At 56.8% G+C, this 18,345-nt stretch carries 14 protein-coding genes; 6 read left to right on the top strand and 8 right to left on the bottom strand.

What is annotated here, in order from left to right:
• Positions 1 to 38: 38 nt before the first annotated feature.
• The 5 genes from FDK21_RS18360 (at position 39) to FDK21_RS18340 (ending at position 5,996) form a co-directional block, all read left to right on the top strand.
• Positions 39 to 1,511: a mannitol dehydrogenase family protein gene (locus FDK21_RS18360; protein WP_210238841.1), complete on the top strand. Its 1,473-nt coding sequence runs from the start codon at positions 39 to 41 to the stop codon at positions 1,509 to 1,511.
• Positions 1,512 to 1,625: 114 nt separating this feature from the next.
• Positions 1,626 to 3,041 carry a glucuronate isomerase gene (uxaC, locus tag FDK21_RS18355; protein ID WP_138150385.1) on the top strand — a complete coding sequence of 472 codons (1,416 nt, stop codon included), beginning with the start codon at positions 1,626 to 1,628 and terminating at the stop codon, positions 3,039 to 3,041.
• Positions 3,041 to 3,994: a sugar kinase gene (locus FDK21_RS18350; protein ID WP_138150384.1), complete on the top strand. Its 954-nt coding sequence runs from the start codon at positions 3,041 to 3,043 to the stop codon at positions 3,992 to 3,994. Before uxaC ends, FDK21_RS18350 begins: the two co-directional genes overlap by 1 nt.
• Positions 3,995 to 4,032: 38 nt before the next feature.
• On the top strand, positions 4,033 to 4,659 hold the full coding sequence (eda, locus tag FDK21_RS18345) for a bifunctional 4-hydroxy-2-oxoglutarate aldolase/2-dehydro-3-deoxy-phosphogluconate aldolase (RefSeq protein ID WP_138150383.1): 627 nt from the start codon (positions 4,033 to 4,035) through the stop codon (positions 4,657 to 4,659).
• A 263-nt stretch (positions 4,660 to 4,922) separates the two neighbouring features.
• Positions 4,923 to 5,996 (top strand): hypothetical protein, encoded by a 1,074-nt coding sequence (locus FDK21_RS18340; RefSeq protein ID WP_138150382.1) that lies wholly within the window; start codon positions 4,923 to 4,925, stop codon positions 5,994 to 5,996.
• Positions 5,997 to 6,044: 48 nt separating this feature from the next.
• Here FDK21_RS18340 and FDK21_RS18335 read toward each other — a convergent pair whose 3' ends face one another.
• The 6 genes from FDK21_RS18335 to FDK21_RS18310 form a co-directional block, all read right to left on the bottom strand.
• Positions 6,045 to 6,944, bottom strand: a complete 900-nt coding sequence (locus FDK21_RS18335) for a lysophospholipid acyltransferase family protein (protein ID WP_138150381.1) — start codon at positions 6,942 to 6,944, stop codon at positions 6,045 to 6,047.
• A 253-nt stretch (positions 6,945 to 7,197) separates the two neighbouring features.
• Positions 7,198 to 8,541 (bottom strand): sodium-dependent transporter, encoded by a 1,344-nt coding sequence (locus FDK21_RS18330; protein WP_114007878.1) that lies wholly within the window; start codon positions 8,539 to 8,541, stop codon positions 7,198 to 7,200.
• A 496-nt stretch (positions 8,542 to 9,037) separates the two neighbouring features.
• Positions 9,038 to 10,846 carry a TRAP transporter fused permease subunit gene (locus tag FDK21_RS18325; RefSeq protein ID WP_246657618.1) on the bottom strand — a complete coding sequence of 603 codons (1,809 nt, stop codon included), beginning with the start codon at positions 10,844 to 10,846 and terminating at the stop codon, positions 9,038 to 9,040.
• A 180-nt stretch (positions 10,847 to 11,026) separates the two neighbouring features.
• Positions 11,027 to 11,983 (bottom strand): TAXI family TRAP transporter solute-binding subunit, encoded by a 957-nt coding sequence (locus FDK21_RS18320; RefSeq protein ID WP_114007879.1) that lies wholly within the window; start codon positions 11,981 to 11,983, stop codon positions 11,027 to 11,029.
• A 241-nt stretch (positions 11,984 to 12,224) separates the two neighbouring features.
• Positions 12,225 to 13,454 (bottom strand): MFS transporter, encoded by a 1,230-nt coding sequence (locus tag FDK21_RS18315; protein WP_210238840.1) that lies wholly within the window; start codon positions 13,452 to 13,454, stop codon positions 12,225 to 12,227.
• A complete protein-coding gene (locus FDK21_RS18310) occupies positions 13,447 to 14,211 on the bottom strand; it encodes a DeoR/GlpR family DNA-binding transcription regulator (protein ID WP_171022150.1) in 765 nt (254 codons plus the stop codon). The genes FDK21_RS18315 and FDK21_RS18310 overlap by 8 nt, the downstream gene beginning before the upstream one ends.
• Positions 14,212 to 14,440: 229 nt before the next feature.
• Between FDK21_RS18310 and FDK21_RS18305 the strand changes: the two genes are divergently transcribed.
• Entirely contained in the window at positions 14,441 to 15,427 is a 987-nt protein-coding gene (locus FDK21_RS18305; protein WP_138150379.1) for a Gfo/Idh/MocA family oxidoreductase, read from the top strand.
• A gap of 81 nt (positions 15,428 to 15,508) precedes the next feature.
• Here FDK21_RS18305 and FDK21_RS18300 read toward each other — a convergent pair whose 3' ends face one another.
• Together FDK21_RS18300 and FDK21_RS18295 are read right to left on the bottom strand one after the other, a co-directional pair.
• Positions 15,509 to 16,135 carry a GPR1/FUN34/YaaH family transporter gene (locus FDK21_RS18300; protein WP_138150378.1) on the bottom strand — a complete coding sequence of 209 codons (627 nt, stop codon included), beginning with the start codon at positions 16,133 to 16,135 and terminating at the stop codon, positions 15,509 to 15,511.
• A 356-nt stretch (positions 16,136 to 16,491) separates the two neighbouring features.
• On the bottom strand, positions 16,492 to 17,922 hold the full coding sequence (locus FDK21_RS18295; protein WP_138150377.1) for an alanine/glycine:cation symporter family protein: 1,431 nt from the start codon (positions 17,920 to 17,922) through the stop codon (positions 16,492 to 16,494).
• Between the last annotated feature and the right edge of the window lie 423 nt (positions 17,923 to 18,345).

The raw sequence follows: 18,345 nt of genomic DNA, 5'->3' as shown, positions 1-18,345 counted from the left end.
CAAATGCCAGAAAGTAACCCCGCCAAATGGAGCCCCGCATGACCATTTCCGATCTCATGAATGCCCCCGGCAAGCCGCAACTGCCAACCTATGACCGGAGCAAGCTTCGGCCCCGACTGATTCATCTTGGCTTTGGCGCTTTCGCCCGCGCCCACTGGATGAGCTATCATCAGGACTTCCTGCTTCAGACGCCTGACAGCGACTGGGGCGTGGTGGTCAGCGATATCCTGTTTGGCGCGGATCGCTTTGGTCAGTTCGAAGAGAATGATCACCTCTATTCGGTGCTGGAGCATAGCGACACGATCAGCAATGTTCGGATCATCGGCTCAATCGTCAAGACCGCCCATCCGGAGCGCGGCGGCATGGATGCCTTCTTTGCGCCGTTCCTTGAGCCCGACATCGCAATCGTTTCGATGACCGTGACAGAAAAAGGCTATTGTCTGACCGGTGGCGCGCTCGATCTGGCCAACCCGGCCATCGCCCATGATCTTGACAATCCAACGGCTCCAAAGTCCGCCATCGGGGCGCTGGTTGAAGCGCTCGCCCGCCGCAAGGCGGCCGGACTGGACGGCTTCACCATTCTGTCGCTGGACAACCTGCCGGCGAATGGCAAATTGTGCCAGCAAGCGGTCCTGAGCTTTGCCGACAAACGCGACGCAGTGCTGGCCGCATGGATTCGCAAGCATGTCACCTTCCCTTGCTCGATGGTTGACCGGATCGTCCCTGCCCTGACCGATGAGAGCCGGGCACTGATCACGGAAAAACTTGGCGGCATGCAAGACCCCAATGGCATTGTCTGTGAGCCATTCCGGCAATGGGTGATTGAGGATGCTTTCGTCAAGGGGCGTCCTGCATGGGAAGAGGTTGGAGCGCAATTTGTCCCCGATGTCGAACCGTTTGAAGAGATGAAGCTGCGCACCCTCAACGGTGCCCATTCCTTCCTGGCCTATCTGGGCTATCTGGCGGGCTATGAGACCATTGATGCCTGCATGGAAGACGCCAATTTCCGCTCGGTCGCTCATGCGCTGATGGTCAAGGAACAGCAGCCGACCCTTGATGTACCCGGTGATGTGGATCTGGATGCCTATGCTGCGGCGCTGATCGAACGTTTTTCCAATAGCCAGCTGAAACACAAGACCGCGCAGATTGCCTCGGACGGCAGCCAGAAATTGCCTCAGCGGATGCTTGCCTCCATCGCCTGGCATCTTGAGCATAATGGCGACTGGACGCGGCTGGCGTTGGGGGTTGCCGGATGGCTGCGCTTCATGACCGGCAGCGATGAGCAGGGCAACCCGACGCCAATCAACGACCCGCTGGCCGAGCCAATTGCCAAAGCAGCGGCCCTGTTGCCGGATTGGGACGCCTATATCGATGCCGTCTTTGCGATGGAGGCCATTTTCCCACCGGCGCTTGTTGCCGATGTGCGCTTTGTTGGCGGTGTCAAACAACAATATGCCGCCTTAATCGAACTTGGGTCAAAGCGCCACATGACAGCAATGGTAGACTGCTAGCCTGCAACAAGGCTATGAAGGAGGCACATGTCCCATTTGTGCCTCCTTTTTCCGGCTCCCCCTTCCCCTTCGGCCCTTTTCTAGTGGCGGCACCCTTTAACAGGAGAGACTTGAATGCAAAATTTCCTCGGCCCCGATTTTCTGCTGGATACGGCAGCCGCGCGTCATCTTTATCATGACGTCGCCGAAGACCTGCCGATTGTCGATTATCACAATCATCTCGTCCCGGCAGAAATCGCACAGGATCGCAAGTGGGACAATATCGGGGCGATCTGGCTGGAAGGGGATCATTATAAGTGGCGCGCCATGCGCTGGGCCGGAATTGATGAGCGTCGCGTAACGGGGGATGCGTCCTTCCGTGAGAAGTTCGATGCCTTTGCGCAGATCATGCCCCATTGTGTCGGCAATCCACTGTTCCATTGGACCCATCTGGAATTGCAACGTTACTTCGGCATCCGCGAACTGCTGACACCAGCCTCAGCGGATCGCATTTGGGACATGTCCGCCGAAATACTGGCTGAGGACAGCCATTCGGCCCGCGGTCTGTTGCGCAAGATGAAGGTGGAATTTGTCGGCACCACGGACATGCCGTGTGACAGCCTTGAGCATCACAAGGCGATTGCCGAGGATGACAGCATCAATGACATGGTGGTCGCTCCAAGCTTCCGGCCTGATCCGGCCTTCAAGATCGACCTGCCGGGCTTTCCGGCTTTCCTGCAGTCGCTTGCAGCGGTCAGCGGGGCGAGTGTCGAGACCTATGAAGCCCTGATGGCCGCCCTGATCGGACGGCTTGATCACTTTGTCGCCCATGGCTGTCAGGCCACGGACCACGGCATCGAGATCCTGCGCTTCGCGCCGCCGGTCGATCATGCAACTCTTGACCGCATCCTTGCAAAGCGTCTGGCGGATGAGGACTTGTCGGAGCTGGAAATCGCCCAGTTCCAGTCCACCATGCTGGTGGATCTGTCCCGCGCCTATCACAGTCGCAATCTGGTCATGCAGCTGCATATCGGGGCGATCCGGAATAACAATCCACGGCTGTTTGAAAGCATCGGGGCAGATGTAGGCGGCGATTCCATTGCAGACCGCCCGATTGCCGCGCCGCTCAATGGCCTGCTGGGGGCGATGGATCGGGACGGCCATTTGCCGCGCACGGTGCTCTATTGCCTCGACCCGACCAAGAATGAAGTGATCGTCTCGACCGCTGGCAATTTTCAGGACGGGTCGATGCCGGGCAAGATCCAGGCTGGATCCGGCTGGTGGTTCAACGATCAGCTCGACGGCATGGAACGACAGATGACCCAGCTTTCGCAGATGGGCCTGATCTCGACCTTTATCGGAATGTTGACCGACAGCCGCTCTTTCCTGTCTTTCCCACGGCATGATTATTTCCGCCGCCTTGTCTGTCGGATGGTTGGACGCTGGGCCGAAGGGGGACATGTCCCCAACGAGCGCGCCCTGCTTGATGGACTTGTGACCCGTGTGTGCTATCAGAATGCAGCTGATTGGTTTCTTAAGGAGCGTGGTTGATGTCTGATAATACGAAGAAAGCACCGCTAAAGGCGGTCTGCATTGGCGAATGCATGGTGGAGTTGTCTCCTGCTGGTGACGGGTTGTTTCGACAGGCATTTGCCGGAGACAGCTACAACACTGCCACTTATCTGGCCCGCCAGTTTGCCCCTGATGTCGAGGTATCCTATTTGACGGCGCTGGGGACCAGCGGTCTAAGCCTTCAAATGATCGATCATTTCAAGGCCGAGGGCATCGGTGTGGACTCGATCCGCAAGTTGGACGGCAAGAATCCCGGCCTTTATCGGATCGAGAATGACGCGAGCGGCGAGCGCTTCTTTGACTATTGGCGCGGCCAATCGGCGGCGCGCGATATGTTTGCCGGTCAGAGTGTCGCCGATTTGGTCGAAGAGTTGGACGCTTTCGACGCGATCTATTTGTCCGGCATTTCGCTGGCCATTCTGGATGAAAGCCAGCGCAGCAATCTGATGCAGGCGCTCAAGCAACTGGTGGCGGAAGAATCCTGCCTTGTTGCCTATGACCCCAACCATCGCCCAGCTCTCTGGTCATCGCCTGAGGCGGCCCGTGCCGTCTCCGAAACCATGGCGGGGATTGCATCCCTCTGCCTTGTGGGGCTGGAAGACGATGCGGCGATTATGGAAGAGGCCTGCGACGCAGAGGCTGTGGCCAGCCGCTGGCAGGCATGGGGCACCCGTGAGGTGGTGGTCAAGGATGGTGGTGCCAACTGCCTTATCCGTCAAGGGGAAGCGACCCTGACCATTGCCCCGCAAGCAGCTCTCTCGCCTGTCGATACAACGGGCGCGGGGGATTCCTTCGCCGCCGGTTATGTCGGCGCGCGCCTGACGGGAAAGGACCCGGCGGAAGCGGCTGCCCTTGCCCATCGCATTGCCGGACAGGTTATCATGCATCCCGGCGCAGTGATTGCCCGCGATCTCTGGCAGACAATCGATTGAGCCCATTCCGGCTCGCAACGACAATGATAGGTTCGATCATGACGAAATCTCCAACCAGCCTGCTGGCAGGCAACAAGGTCATCCCGGTTCTGGTCATCGAAGATCCCGCAGATGCTCTGCCACTGGCCCAGTGCCTTGTCGACAATGGCCTGCCTGTGCTGGAAATCACCCTGCGCAGCGATGCTGCCCTTGCCGCCATTGAAACCATTGCCAGCAAAGTCGACGGGGCCATTGTCGGGGTCGGTTCGATCCTCAATGGCGCACAATTGCAATCGGCAAAAGATGCAGGTGGCCAGTTCGGTGTGTCGCCGGGGGTTTCCAATGCGCTTCTGGATGTGTTGGTTGACAATGACTGGCCGTTCCTGCCGGGTGCTGGCACCTTGTCTGAGATGCTGACCTTGCGCGATGCAGGCTACTTTGATCAAAAGTTGTTCCCGGCGGCTGTGTTGGGTGGCCTCTCCATGCTGAAGGCCGTTGCGGGACCCGTTGCAGACATCAGCTTCTGCCCGACCGGCGGCATCAAGCCTGACAATGCGGCAGAGTTTCTGGCGCAGCCCAATGTCTTTGCCATTGGTGGCACATGGATCGCACCGCTTGATCTGGTCCGTGCCCGCGACTGGGCAGAGATTGGCAAACGCGCCGCCGAGGCTGCCAAACTGGCATAAGTCAGCCGACCAGAACCCAAAGACAATCGATCACAGCGATTGATCGGGGCATAGGACCATCATCCTATGCCCTGTGGACTGGACGGCGGAACGCTTTCCACCTAGGCTACCGGATATGTATTTTCCCGTGCAACAAAGCCTTGCGCCTTGAAAGGGCGAGGCTTTCAGCGTTCCGGAGCCATTCTCTTATGTCTTTGCCTTTTTGCCCTTCTGTTTTTTCCAAACCTTTCGCCTCCCGTTTCCTCTGGTGCGCTGCTTCCCTGATGCGATCACTTTTGGTGCCTCTGGCCGCCCTGCCCTTGTTGGTCCTTGCCGCACAGGCAGAAGAGGATCATTCGATCGATCTGCGGCTGTTCGGGACCAATGTCACGGAGGGCTATGACGGCTGTCGCCTCGCTTTCTGGCAGGCCAACAAGGATCCGGACAAAGACAAATATGCCTATGTCTTCTTCGCTCCCTTCAATGATGGCGAAGAATTGCCCGCATGGATGAAGGTCGGCAAGGACATCGAGAGCCTGATACGGCAAGACGGAATGCAGGCCTCCGGACGCAAGCTTGAGGATATTCGGCTCTATCGCAGTGACAAGAACCGCTATACGGTGCTGGTTGAGGTGATGGAACAGCGCGAAGATGGCGATGACCTGAAGGTTGACAAGGGGCGCTTGATCATCACACGGCAAGGCCGTTTTCCCTTCTCGATATCGGTGAAAGGCGGCATCTTCTGCCCTTCGATGAAAGCATCCAGTGCTGCGGCTTCTGATCAAGCGACCTCGGCACAGCCAGCCGCGACACCGGTTGAACCGATCCGCATTCCGGCCAATCTCTACGGCGATGCCATTTCACTGGGCCGAGGCGTGGCCTTTAACACTCTGTCAGAGGTGCCTTCCGGGGTGCTGGATGCCGTGGGTCGGGACGCGCCCAATTGTGCACCAGCCAACACCCCCGGCATGGGCGTGCGCTATGCCATCAGTGACGCCATGACGCTTTGGGAGGTGCCATGCAATCTCTATGCAAGGGCAGGCAGCTCGGTCTATGTCACCTCGCTCAACGACAATCCGGCTTATTCTACCGTGTTGTTGCTGCCATCGGTGCCGGATCACGGCGACGGACATGATCTGTATGAGTTGCGCTCGCCGCAAGTGACGCCAGTCAATGCGGTGGTGACGTCAGCCTTTTATGAAGGCGACGGGACCTGTGGCAGCTTCGAAGCCTATCAGTTGCGGGCTGTCGAAGGGGAAGCGCTTGAGTTTTTCTTGTTGGAATACCGCGAAAAGCCAAGCTGTGATGGTGGCGAAGGGGACGCGCGCCGCTTTCCCCTCATCTATCGGGCCCAGTAACCCTGTCATGGGCCAATGCCGTTGCGGCGTGATGCCCGTCTTTGTGGTCTAAGAGGCCTTGAGACGCTGTTTCTGCTTGTGCTTCTCTTCAAACTCGAAGCCCAACTCGTTGACCTTCAGTGGTGTTGGCGACAGGCCATAAGTCGCCTGACGCAGATGCTCCATCATGGCGCGGCTATCGGTGGAGAGCGGATCAAGCACATCGCGGCCGATTGGCTTGCCAATCACCACCTTGACCGGGCTGTCGATGCGCTTGCGGAATTCTTTGATCAACAGGCCCAACCGCAAGGTAGGATGCAGGTGGCTGGCGATCTGGAACAGGCGCGATGTGTGGCCTTCGAAGAAGATCGGCACCACGGTGGCATTGGATTTTCCAACCATACGGGCGGTGAATCCCCGCCAGCCCGGATCCATGGGATGGGAAAATGGCTTGGCGGCCGTGCTGACGGTGCCGCCGGGAAAGATACCGATTGCCCCGCCTTGCCCGAGATAGGACAAGGCCGCCTTGCGGGTCTGGACATTTTCCTTCACCGCTTCCCTGGTTTCATCAAACGAGATCGGCAAAATGATCCGATTGAGCTCTTCGGACTTGCGGAAAACATGGTTGGCAAGAATGCGGAAATCACCGCGAGTCCGGGACAGGATCAGTCCCATCATCATGCCATCAAGAATACCATAGGGATGATTGGCAATCAGGATCAGAGGGCCGTCCCTGGGAATGCTGGACAGGCAGCCGCCCGTCACATCGAGGGTGAGGCCATAGCGCTCGACAATCACCGACCAGAAGTCTCGCCCGGCGGCCACTTCGCGCTCATAGCCGTTGGCGCGCTTGATCAGCTGCAGGCGGCCTGTTGTGTTTTCCAGCAAACGGATGACGGCTCTGCCGCGCTTGGTGGCTGCGGAGTGAGCGTAGGTTATGTCCCGCGCGACATGACGGTGAGAATGCATGGATTGTCTCCGGTCTCTACGGCCATCTGATGGCTGCATCTAACACTTGCCTAGCCTCTATGACATTCCTGTGAAGGTTCTATGTCACAGCGCGGTCCAGCATGTGCGCCCTTCCCATTTCACTCCAGTTAGTGCGTCCCTTCCGCAGGGTCAAGACAAGAAGAAGTCCCTATTCCTGAAAAGGCACACACCCTATGAAAAAGGCGGGGAAGCCCCCGCCTTTTCGTTGTGGATGCTGGTTCTGACGCAAGGCTTAGAAGCTGATGACTTCCAGACCGGTCAGCAGGATCAGCGTGATGGCCAATGGGGCGACAAAGCGCAGGATGAAGATCCAGGCCTTGGCCAGACCACTTGGCTCACCTTCGCCAGACACTTCGCGCAGGGCGCTTGGGGCCATGACCCAGCCAACAAACAGACAGATCAGCAGTCCGCCGATCGGCAGCAGCAGCTTGTCGGTCAGCCAGCTTGCAGAATCAAGGAAGCCCTGACCCTTGATGAGGTGAATATCGCTCCAGACGCCAAGAGACAGCGAGGAGGGAATCCCCATCAGGAAGGCCAGAAAGCCGGAGCCGATGGTGACCTGGGTGCGGGTAAAGCCTTTGGTCGAGAAGAAGGAGACGATTGGCTCCAGCAGCGAAATCGACGAGGTCAGCGCAGCAATGGTCAACAGAACGAAGAAGACAATTGCGAAGAATGAGCCACCAGGCATGGACTGGAAGACGGCAGGCAGGGTGACGAAGGTCAGACCCGGACCGGCAGCAGGATCCATGTTGAAGGCGAACACGGCTGGCAAGATGGCCAAACCGGCAAGGATCGCCACAAAGGTGTCAAGGAAAGCAATCTGGAACGCGGACTTGCCCAGTTTGGCATCACGGCCAAGATAGGACCCGTAGGTCAGCATCACACCCATGCCCAGAGACAGGGAGAAGAAAGCCTGACCCAGCGCTGCCATGACGGTGCTTGCTGTGATCTTGGAGAAGTCCGGCGACAGGAAGAACTCGATGCCTTTGCTGGCATTTGGCAGGGTGATGGAGCGAGCAGCCAGACCGATCAGGATGATGAAGAGCAGCGGCATCAGGATTTTGCTGGCGCGCTCGATACCCCCGGACACGCCGCCGAGCACGACGATGACAGTGAGAGTTGCAAAGATACCATGATAGATGATCGGCTCGACTGGGGAGCTGACAAAGGCCCCAAATGAGTCGCCGATCGCGGCTGCATCCATGCCATTGAAGGCACCGGTGGCGGATTTCAGAACATAGGCGATCGTCCAGCCAGCGACAACGCTGTAGAAGGAAAAGATCACGAAGGCCGTGACGATACCGATGATACCGATGATCGACCATCCGCCCTTGCCCATTTTCCGGAAGGCAGTGATGGCGTCAGCCTGAGTATGGCGACCAATCACGATTTCAGCCAGCATCAGGGACAGGCCGATGGTGAAGACAAGGCCGAGATAAATGAAAATGAAGGCAGCACCACCATTCTCACCAGCCATGTATGGGAATTTCCAGATGTTACCAAGGCCAACCGCAGACCCGGCGGCGGCCATGATGAAACCGAGACGGGAGCCCCAGTGTTCGCGTTTTACACTCATTGTTCTTCAACCCAACAGAGTTTGTTTTTGCAAGACAGTGGACCTCTTCGGGTCCTTGCCTAACCAGTTCGCTTTTGACTGTTTGGGACTCGGACAAACCTAACCAGCATCCGGTCCTGACATGCATGCGACTCCGATATTCCCCGGAATCATGAGACGAACTAGCCTGTTTGCGCGCTTGATTGAAGCGCACATGAAGCATGACAGATGGAATGGAAACGCTGGTCTCCGGGCTGTCGCAGGGAACGGCCGACACGTCCCGCATATTTCCCGTGCGCATGCCGTTCAAGATCTAACAAACAGTAAAAGGATTTCTGCGCAATTTTCGCAGCAGAGTCGATGATAGATGTAGCAAATAGTCCAAAAAAAACGATTAAGTCACAAGTTTATTGCTCAAAATTAAGTCTGTTGCCCATTAATTGATCCACATCAAGCAACGCAGCGGATTTATATTGCGCGTTATTGATCTTTTATTGCAGTCAACGCGCTCTCATAATCAGAACAAGGAACCGGCCACCCGTACAAAAATGACACAGAGCCCTGCCATCATCAGCACTAGACGAATGGGCAGGCGATAGGCCGAAATCAGCCCAAAGGAGAGCATTGCGAGCCCCAAACCAACCTGCAGGGCACTCACAATCGCCAGCACAGGCTCGCTGCCCAGCCGGATCAATTCGGGATTGGCAATCATGCCGAGCGGAATGATATAGAGCCCGATGCCAAGCGCCATCGCGGTTATGGCAACCTTCAGCCAGTCCTCGCCGATCATGCCTGCGGCGATGAAGACCGCACCACAGACCGGCGGGGTGATGGTGGAGATGAGCGCAAACCAGAAGACAAACAAATGGGCCTGCAAAGGCTCCAGACCAGACTGGATCAATGCTGGACCGGCCACCGACACGCAAATGACATAGGCAGCGGTGGTGGGCACCTCCATCCCCAGCACCAGACAGGCCAGAGCGGTCAACAACAAGGACGGCCAGAGCAGGCCGCCGGAGCCTGACAGGATCAGCGAGGTGATCTTGACGCCAAGGCCGGTGATGGACAGAACGCCAATGACAATCGAGGCACACAGGATGATCGAGGCGATCATTGAGACCTGGCGGGCAGCGGTACAGAGCGCCTGTTCAAGGCGTAGCAACACCTGTTTGAAATCGAAAGACAGGTGCCGATTGATCAGCAGCATCAAGGCCCCCGCCAGAATGGCCAGACTGGCCGCATATTGCGGTGTGTAGCTGACGATAAACATGCCCCAGAGCAAGACGACGAAAGGCACAAGAAAGAAGCAGGAGGTGATGATCACATCACGCAGTTCCGGCCGGTCATCCTGCGCGATGCCTGACAAGTTGAATTTTGTGGCATAGGCATTGATGCCGATCCAGACCGCGAAGAAATACAGCAAGGCAGGCAAAAAGGCGGCGACGATGATGTCGGTATAAGGGGTCGAGGTCAACTCGACCATGACAAAGGCCCCGGCACCCATGAGCGGCGGCATGATCTGACCACCGGAGGAGGCCACGGCTTCCACGGCGGCAGCCAGCCGCTTGGGATAGCCTAGGCGGGTCATGGCAGGCAGGGTAATGGCCCCGGTGGAGGCGACATTGGCACTGGCCGAGCCGGAGATCGAGCCGAACAGAGCCGAGGAGATCACAGAGACCTTGGCTCCGCCGCCCTTCAAGCGCCCGGCAGCCGCCGCAGCGACATTCATGAAGCCTTGCCCGGCTTCGCCCGCATTGAGCACAGCACCGAAGATGACAAAGATCGCCACAACAGAGACGGACACCCCCGTCAGGCTGCCCCACAGGCCACCCTCAGCCACTGTCAGGGTGCCAAGGAAGGAGGTCAGAGGGGTTCCGGAATGGCCAAACTCGCCCGGTATATGCTGGCCGAACAGGCCATAAAGCAACGCCAGCGTTGCAACGATCGGCAACGGCCAGCCGATGGCCCGACGGGCAGTTTCCAGCACCACGATCAGTAGAGCGGCGGCGATCCAGATCTGCAAATCGCCCTCAAGCGAGCCATATTGATCGGCCAATGCGGACTCATTGAGCGCGATATAAAGGCAGGCACCGATGCCAACCAAAGCCAGAATCCAGCCGGTGACCCGTGTCACGACACCGGTCTTGGCCCCCACCCCGAGGATCAGAATCCAGGGCAAAGCCAGAGCCATATGGATCGGCCGGGAAAAGAGATTGGGCACCAAGCCGGAAAAGATCAGTCCGAGATGAAAGACAACCAGCAGGATGGCGAGGAGGACCATTGTCAGGCGAAGGGGCAGACTGTTGGCCGTCGGGGCTTGCATCATGGCGGAGTTCTCGAAATCGGGTTGGCTCTGGAAGGTGCTGTCGCACGGAACGGCAGGCGGTTTTGTGACAAATCTCGACAAAGCCGCTTGAGATTTGTCACAAAACCGTTCTGGTCACAAAGGCGCCCCTCCCGATCAGGACATCAGGAGGGGCGCATGGTGGTTGTCAGGAAGGCAGACTTACATCTGCTTGTCGGTCAGGGTGAAGCCGGCTTCCTTGTAATATTTGATCGCACCGGGATGCAGTTTGGTGGTGATGTTGGCCATCAGACCTTTATTGACACCATTCCACCATGCAGCGGCGGCTCCCATTTTGGCTTTTTGCTCCCAGAAGGTCTTGGTGAGCGCATAGGCGGTGTCTTCATCCATTGCGGCCGTGGTGTAGGCAGCCACAGGCAACGAAGTGGTGGTGATGTCTGCATCCTGACCGGCATAGGTGCCTGCCGGAATGGTTAGGCTGGTGCGCTTGGTCTTGGCGATCTGTTCATCAGACAGGGACAGGATCGTGACCCCCGTTGAGGCAGCAGCTTCGACCACATTGGGAGCAGGCCAAGAGCCAGAGGTGACGAAGCCATCAATCTGACCGTTCTTAAGCGCAGCCACGGCATTGGACAATTCAACCTCAGCCAGCTTTACCTTGTCCTCAAGACCAAACAGCTTGAGATATTTTGCCCCTTCACGCGCCCCGAATGAGCCTTTGCCGAGCAGAATGGTCTTGCCTTCCATGTCAGCAAAGGAGGCCGCACCGCTGGCTTCGCTCATGACGAAATGCATGGTCAGGCTGGGGATCGGGAACAAGCCGCGGATATCGGCAAATTTCGGATGCTCCTTGCCCTTGAACATGGCCTTGCCACCCTGAGCCAGCGAAACCATTACAGGCGGCGTGGTGAAGACATAGTCAGCGCCACGTCCCTTGACTTCCATGACATTCTGCACCGAGCCCTGGCTTTCTTCCAGGGTGACGATGATGTCACCGCTGGTGCCTTCTTTCATGGCTTCGGCAATCTGCACGCCCATCTGGTAGTAGGACGAAGTGGATTTCGCGGATTTGTAGGTTACACGCGTTTCGGCCTGAGCCATTGCGCTGCTCATCAAAAGAGCTGCACCGGCCAGCATTGTGGCTCCAAATTTCAGCATCTTGTCCCTCCGGTAGATCTTGTCTGGTTCTTGTTCGTGCCCAGACTAGCGAAAATCGGGAGCGCCGCAAGTCTATCGATTGAAATTGGATCCAGTTGCGTAAAAATTGTTCAATTTGGATAGCGCTTTGGTTCAAACCGTTCAACAAATTGAACAATATCTCTTCTCGCTTGCGTAGTAGAACGCAATTGGTGCGAAAATTTTTCAACAATCGGTGGAGAAAATGCGCCGATCTCTCGCCTCATCTGGAGCCATTGTCCGCTGGTGGGGCAAGCACCGGGGCGAGGATCGCAATCACCAATGCTAGCGCGGAGAGCAGCAAAAAAGCCCATCGGATGAAGAAGATATCGGCCAGCAGGCCAATCAATACTGGCCCGAGCAGCCCACCGCCATAGCCAAAGGTCGCCACTGCCGCAATGGCCGCACCGGGTGAGAGCTTGTCATCATTGGCCGCGCGCGAAAAAATCAGCGGGAAGATCAGGGCATAGCCGACCCCCATCAGGGCAAAACCGCAAAGGGCGGCGGGCAGAGTTCCGGCAAGGATCGCCAGCAGGGATCCACTGGCCGCGGCAAGGCTGCTCAACCGGGCCGCCCGTACAGCCCCCAAGCGGGTGATGATCCTGTCACCGACCAGACGCATGCCCACCATGACCACCGAGAAAGTGGCAAAGCCCAGTGCCGCGATGCCGTCATCGACCGCCGTGACCTGAACGAGGAAAATGGCACTCCAGTCGGCCATCCCCCCTTCTCCGAGCGCCGAGCAAAAGCCGATAATGCCTGCCAGTGCCAAAGCACCTTGTGGCAGTGGGAAGCGTTTTTTCTTTGCGCTGGCCGGTTTCGCTTCAGGGGTTGCCTCAGAGGCATCCGTCTTCTGTCCGGCTGCGACGGGCGATTTCCACGGGATGAGGCCGAAATAAAGAGACAGGGCCAGGCAGAGGCTGGCGGCGACCAGAAAATGGAGCATCGGTTCTGCTCCAAGCCGGACCGCCACATATCCGGAAGCGGCGCCCGCCCCTGTGCCAAGGCTCCACATGGCGTGGAACGATGACATAATCGGTTTTTTGAGATAGCGCTCCACCTCGCCTGCCCACGCATTCATGCTGACATCCATCGATCCATGGGCAGCGCCAAACAGGAAGAGAGACAGGCCCAGCAGCCAGACATTGGGGGCAACGGCCAAAGCCACGAGGGTTGCGCCATAGGCAAAGGCAATCTTTTTGGTCACTTCGGCGGAGCCATACAGATCGACCAACTTGCCTGCCAGCGGGAAGGAGACGATGGCACCGGCCGCCATGCTGAGCAGCAGGATGCCAAGAAGGGATTCGCTTAATTGATGCATTTCGGCGATGGCCGGCACGCGCGAGGCCCAGATGCCATAAAGCGAGCCATTGAGGAAGAACATCGCCACGACGGCGCGGCGTGGATTGCGCCAGCCGGAATATCCTGCAGGCTGCATGACTGTCTCAGACATGGATAATCTCCGCTCCAACCTCTTTGAAAGGCAGCATGGATGCCGCGTCGGCATCGGTGATGACGAAAGAAAGCTGATCCGGGTCAAGCACCCGATGGCGGGCCTTGCGGCCGAGTTTTTCCTTTCGGCAAATGACCGCCGTGCTGCGTGCCGCCCGAGCCATGGACAATTGCAAGGCGGCCTCGTCGCAATCATCGGAGCTCAGGCCGAAGGTATCATCAAGACCGCAAACACCAAGAAAGGCCAGATCCACCGCCATAGCGGCCAAGGCCCGCTCTGCCTCTCGGCCCACAGCGACACCACCCCATTGACTGATCCGGCCCCCCAGCAGATAGGTCGGGATATCTTTGTCCAGAAGGATGGTGGCAATGACCGGCGAAGGTGTGATGACCAGCAGATCCGGCAATGGCTCAATCCGCTCAGCCAGTTTGGCAAGGGTTGTGCCACCATCAAGGATGAGGCTCATGCCCGGCTTTATGAGCGGCAAAGCGGCATTGGCAAGCGCCGAAACATCCCTGTCCGGACTTTGCCGCCGTTGGCGCAGGGGCTGTAGGGGCTTGGTGGCAGGCACGGCACCGCCCCGCACCCGCTGGGCATATCCTTGTTGTTCCAACATCAGCAGGTCACGCCGGATCGTATCCAGAGAGATGCCGAATTCACCCGCCAGATCGGCGGCCACCAGCTGGGTGCCGTCCTGAAGACGTTTGCGCAGCAAATCCTGACGCACAAGCGGATTGTTCAAGGCCAGTTCGGACATATGGCGGCTCATCCTCTGCATGCACGGCCGTATGGGCTTTTCTCTACATGCATTTTTTTGCAATATTTTGCATGTTATTGCATTTTTGCGCAGAATGTTGCAAGTTCTTTTTGGTCACGCGGGTCACAGATGTCCGCATTGATGCAAGAGACAAACTGTAGTTTAGTGAGCAGAGGACTGTTTTGTCGCCACATTCGCGTTTTGGCGGATAACAGATAGGGAGAAAATAATGATCCGTTGGGGAATCCTGAGCACAGCAAAAATCGCCCGGGAGCATTTGGTCCCGGCCATTCAACAGGCCCGCAATGGCACTTTGCAGGCCGTTGCCAGCCGCCATCAGGACAAGGCCGATGCCTTTGCCCGGCAGTTCGGCATTCCGGAGGCCTTTGGCAGCTACGAGGCGATGCTGGCAAGTGACAGCATTGATGCTGTCTATGTGCCGCTGCCGACCTCGCAGCATGTGGAATGGAGCCTGAAAGCGCTTGCGGCGGGCAAGCATGTGCTGTGCGAGAAGCCGATTTCACTGCATGCCAAGGAGATCGAACCGATCATTGCCGAGCGCAACCGCACTGGTCTGTTGGCGAGCGAAGCCTTCATGGTCACCTATCATCCGCAATGGCACAAGGTTCGCGCCTTGTTGGCGGACGGGGCCATCGGCACGCTGCGGCATATTCAGGGGGCCTTCACCTATTTCAATGTCGATCCGTCCAACATGCGCAACCAGTTGGAGCTGGGCGGCGGCGGCCTGCCGGATATCGGCGTTTATCCGACCGTTACGGCACGCTTTGCCACCGGCAAGGATCCGGTTCGGGCGCGGGCCTCGATCATTCGGGATCCGAACTTCGGTATCGATATCTATGCCAATTGCCAGTATGATTTTGGCAGTTTCGACATGACCTTTTATTGCGGCACCCAGCTGGCAGCGCGTCAGGTGATGGTGTTCCATGGGGACAAGGGCTTCATCGAAGTGACGGCGCCTTTCAATGCCGACCTTTATGAAGCGGTGGATGTTTGCCTTTACAATGCCAGCCATTCCGAAGTGCAACGCTGGAATTTCCGCGGCATCAATCAGTATCGCGAAGAAATCGAGACGATCGGCGATCATCTGGCAGGAAAGACCAAGGAAATTTTCAGCCTTGAAAGCTCGGTCATCAATCAGGCGGCGATCGACGCCCTGTATGAAGCCGACCTCACCGATGGCTGGGTGACAATCTGACGTCAGCAAGCCACGGCTTGCAAAGAAAAAGGGCATTTCCTTTTCAGGAAATGCCCTTTTGTTTTTCCGTAAGGGATCAGCTTATTCAGCCGGAGCCATTGGAGGCTTTTTGCTCTGACCGAGCAACTCGGCTGGATGATTCTGTACCCACGGCTTGCCCATTGGCAGAATTTCGTGGCCATAGACATCCTTCAGGATGGCGCCGATCATCATGTACCATGCGCTGAAGGCACAGCCGATCAGAACGAAGGCAGCAACGGTGTTCATCACTGGGAAGCCAAAGTGGCCAATATCAAGCAGGATGAAGCCAGCCAGCAGCAGCGCGAAAGTGGTTGCCATGGCGCCGTGGACACGGATCGCACCCATCATCATGAAGACGGTGTAGATGGTCCAGGCAACGAGGAACCAGCCAATATCGGTGGCCGAGCTTACGAAAACGCCATAATGGTTGCCCATAAAGATCAGGCACAGGGCGATCCAGAATGCACCATAGGAAGCGAAGGCACTGTAACCGAAATGGTTACCCGTTTTCTGCTCCTGGAAGCCAGCAATCATCTGGGCAAGACCGCCATAGATGAAACCAACCCAGACAACAGGGCCGGTTTCAATCAGGCCGAGATTGTGGATTTGCAGCAAGAAAGTGGTAAGGGCAAAGCCACCCAGACCGACAACGGCAGGGTTTGCATTGATAGCACCTTTAGAAGACATGTCAGATACTCCCGCTTGTAAAAGCTTTGTCTGTCTGAGGTAATTCACGTTAAACTTTCGTCTGAATACCCAGTTGAAACGAAAGAGACAACCTGTCTTTTGGAAGGTGTTTTTGTGTGTTTTCAGTATTTCATATGGCTTAATACTTAAAATCTGCCCTCTTTACCTAGGTAGATACACTTGTTTTCGAGAAACCTAGCCATTATGTCAGTCGATTTTTCACAGCAAAATGCGCCTTGCAACGTTTCAAATGCTGCTTTTATGCGCTTTTTCCGGACCTTAAAGGCAACAACAAAGCCGGGATCCATAGGATCCCGGCTTGCACATTTCATCACACTGGTCTGAGATGACCCGACTTACTTGCCGCTATATTCATTCCATGCGGTGCGATCAACATTGAGATCGGGGAACTTGTCCGGATCAAAGACCGGACGCTCGACGCCCGCTTTCAACTGATCCCGGAAATCCTTCAGGATTCGCAGGCAAGTCGGCAGCAGCATCATGATCACCACAAGGTTGACCACGGCCAGCACACCCATCAGCGGATCGGAGAAGAAGAAGACCGAGGTCGCACCCGGTGCAACAGCCCCAAGGAAGACAACGCAAACCACCAATATGCGCAGGATCGTCAGAGAAGCCGCACTTGACGTGATGACGGTCAGTGCATTCTCACCCAGATAGTAATTGTAGATGATGGAGCTGAAGGCAAACAGCAGGATCATCAGGGAGAGATAATATTGCGACCATTCACCGAGATGGTAAACCAGAGACTGCTGGGTGAGTACCACGCCGTCGATATTCTCCGCACCCGGCACATAGACATTGCCCAACAGAATGACAAAGGCAGTGCAAGAGCAAATGAAAATGGTATCGATGAAAACCGACAGCGACTGGGTGATGCCCTGACTGATCGGATGGCGCACATGGGCCGTTGCAGCGACGTTCGGTGCAGACCCCAGACCGGCCTCGTTGGAGAAGAGCCCACGGCGCAGCCCCTGCGCAATCGCAGCCCCCATGCCACCGCCCACGGCTTCCTTCAGACCAAAGGCATTCATCACGATGTCGGTCAGGATCCGTGGCACTTCGGTGATGTTCAACACAATAACAACGAGTGCCATGGTGATATAGCCTACGGCCATGATCGGGACGACAACGTCGGCGGCTTTGGCGATGCGCTTGATGCCACCAAAGACAATGAAGGCAGTCACGATGGCGAGACCTGCACCGGTGATGTAGCGGCTGATGCCTACGGAATCGACCAGTGCACCGGCAACCGTGTTGCCCTGAAAGGCGTTGAAGCCAAAGCCAAAGGCCGCAATCAGGCAGATACCATAAAGGACCGCCAGCCAGCGATAGTTGGCCCCGAGACCAAAGATGATGGAACGGGCCGGGCCGCCACGAAAATGCCCGTCGGGCTCGCGTCGCTTGTAAAGCTGGGCCAGAGAGCATTCAACAAGGCTGGTGGCCATGCCGACCAGAGCAATGGCCCACATCCAGAAGACCGCCCCAGACCCGCCAAGGGTGATGGCCACGGCCACACCGGCAATGTTGCCGCCACCAACACGCCCGCCAACGGACAGCAGCAGGGCTGCGCGTGCGGTAATGGCATTCGGATCTGCGGACTGGTTCTTGCCAGACAGGACCCGGAACATGCGACCAAAAAACTCGAACTGGACGAATCCGGTCAATGCAGTGATGAAAATACCAAAGACGACCAGAAGCGGGATCAGAGACCACCCCCAAGTGAGATCGCCGATCAGGCCGAAGAAGCTCTCAATATATTGCATGTTTTACTCCAAATGGTTCTGCTGGTCGGGTGGCCTTTTTCACGCCTTTGTTGACCCTTTAGGCAGATCATATTGGCGCAAGGATTTGCCGGCTCTCTTGACCAGCCAACAGCAATCAACATTCCATCCCGCTCACACCCCAACAATGTGTTACGAGACGATGACCAAACCTAAACAAAATCTTAAGGTTGCGCCTTACTAAAGTTTAACAATGCACAAGCCTTTGCCCTTTTTTTTGGCAAAAACCCGCTAAATGGCTGCAAAATTGGGCAGTAATTTCGAACATATTGGAGCAATTGCGGCGACGGACTGTCGCGCATGAGCCAGCACTAGGAAACTATTCCTTTATTTGATCACCCATAAAAAAGGGCCTGCACATACGTACAGGCCCCAATCTGACTTGCCAAAATCCAGACGGCTTGC

This window comes from Cohaesibacter sp. CAU 1516, assembly GCF_005771485.1.
Classification (GTDB): domain Bacteria; phylum Pseudomonadota; class Alphaproteobacteria; order Rhizobiales; family Cohaesibacteraceae; genus Cohaesibacter; species Cohaesibacter intestini.
The sequence above is the reverse complement of the archived record's forward strand: the minus strand, read 5'-3'. Positions and strand labels throughout refer to the sequence as shown.

Bases quoted from the DNA above. Each gene is read 5' to 3' on its own strand.
- FDK21_RS18360 (WP_210238841.1), top strand. From the start codon at position 39: ATGACCATTTCCGATCTCATGAATGCCCCCGGCAAGCCGCAACTGCCA.
- uxaC (WP_138150385.1), top strand. From the start codon at position 1,626: ATGCAAAATTTCCTCGGCCCCGATTTTCTGCTGGATACGGCAGCCGCG.
- FDK21_RS18350 (WP_138150384.1), top strand. From the start codon at position 3,041: ATGTCTGATAATACGAAGAAAGCACCGCTAAAGGCGGTCTGCATTGGC.
- eda (WP_138150383.1), top strand. From the start codon at position 4,033: ATGACGAAATCTCCAACCAGCCTGCTGGCAGGCAACAAGGTCATCCCG.
- FDK21_RS18340 (WP_138150382.1), top strand. From the start codon at position 4,923: ATGCGATCACTTTTGGTGCCTCTGGCCGCCCTGCCCTTGTTGGTCCTT.
- FDK21_RS18335 (WP_138150381.1), bottom strand. From the start codon at position 6,944: ATGCATTCTCACCGTCATGTCGCGCGGGACATAACCTACGCTCACTCC.
- FDK21_RS18330 (WP_114007878.1), bottom strand. From the start codon at position 8,541: ATGAGTGTAAAACGCGAACACTGGGGCTCCCGTCTCGGTTTCATCATG.
- FDK21_RS18325 (WP_246657618.1), bottom strand. From the start codon at position 10,846: ATGATGCAAGCCCCGACGGCCAACAGTCTGCCCCTTCGCCTGACAATG.
- FDK21_RS18320 (WP_114007879.1), bottom strand. From the start codon at position 11,983: ATGCTGAAATTTGGAGCCACAATGCTGGCCGGTGCAGCTCTTTTGATG.
- FDK21_RS18315 (WP_210238840.1), bottom strand. From the start codon at position 13,454: ATGTCTGAGACAGTCATGCAGCCTGCAGGATATTCCGGCTGGCGCAAT.
- FDK21_RS18310 (WP_171022150.1), bottom strand. From the start codon at position 14,211: ATGTCCGAACTGGCCTTGAACAATCCGCTTGTGCGTCAGGATTTGCTG.
- FDK21_RS18305 (WP_138150379.1), top strand. From the start codon at position 14,441: ATGATCCGTTGGGGAATCCTGAGCACAGCAAAAATCGCCCGGGAGCAT.
- FDK21_RS18300 (WP_138150378.1), bottom strand. From the start codon at position 16,135: ATGTCTTCTAAAGGTGCTATCAATGCAAACCCTGCCGTTGTCGGTCTG.
- FDK21_RS18295 (WP_138150377.1), bottom strand. From the start codon at position 17,922: ATGCAATATATTGAGAGCTTCTTCGGCCTGATCGGCGATCTCACTTGG.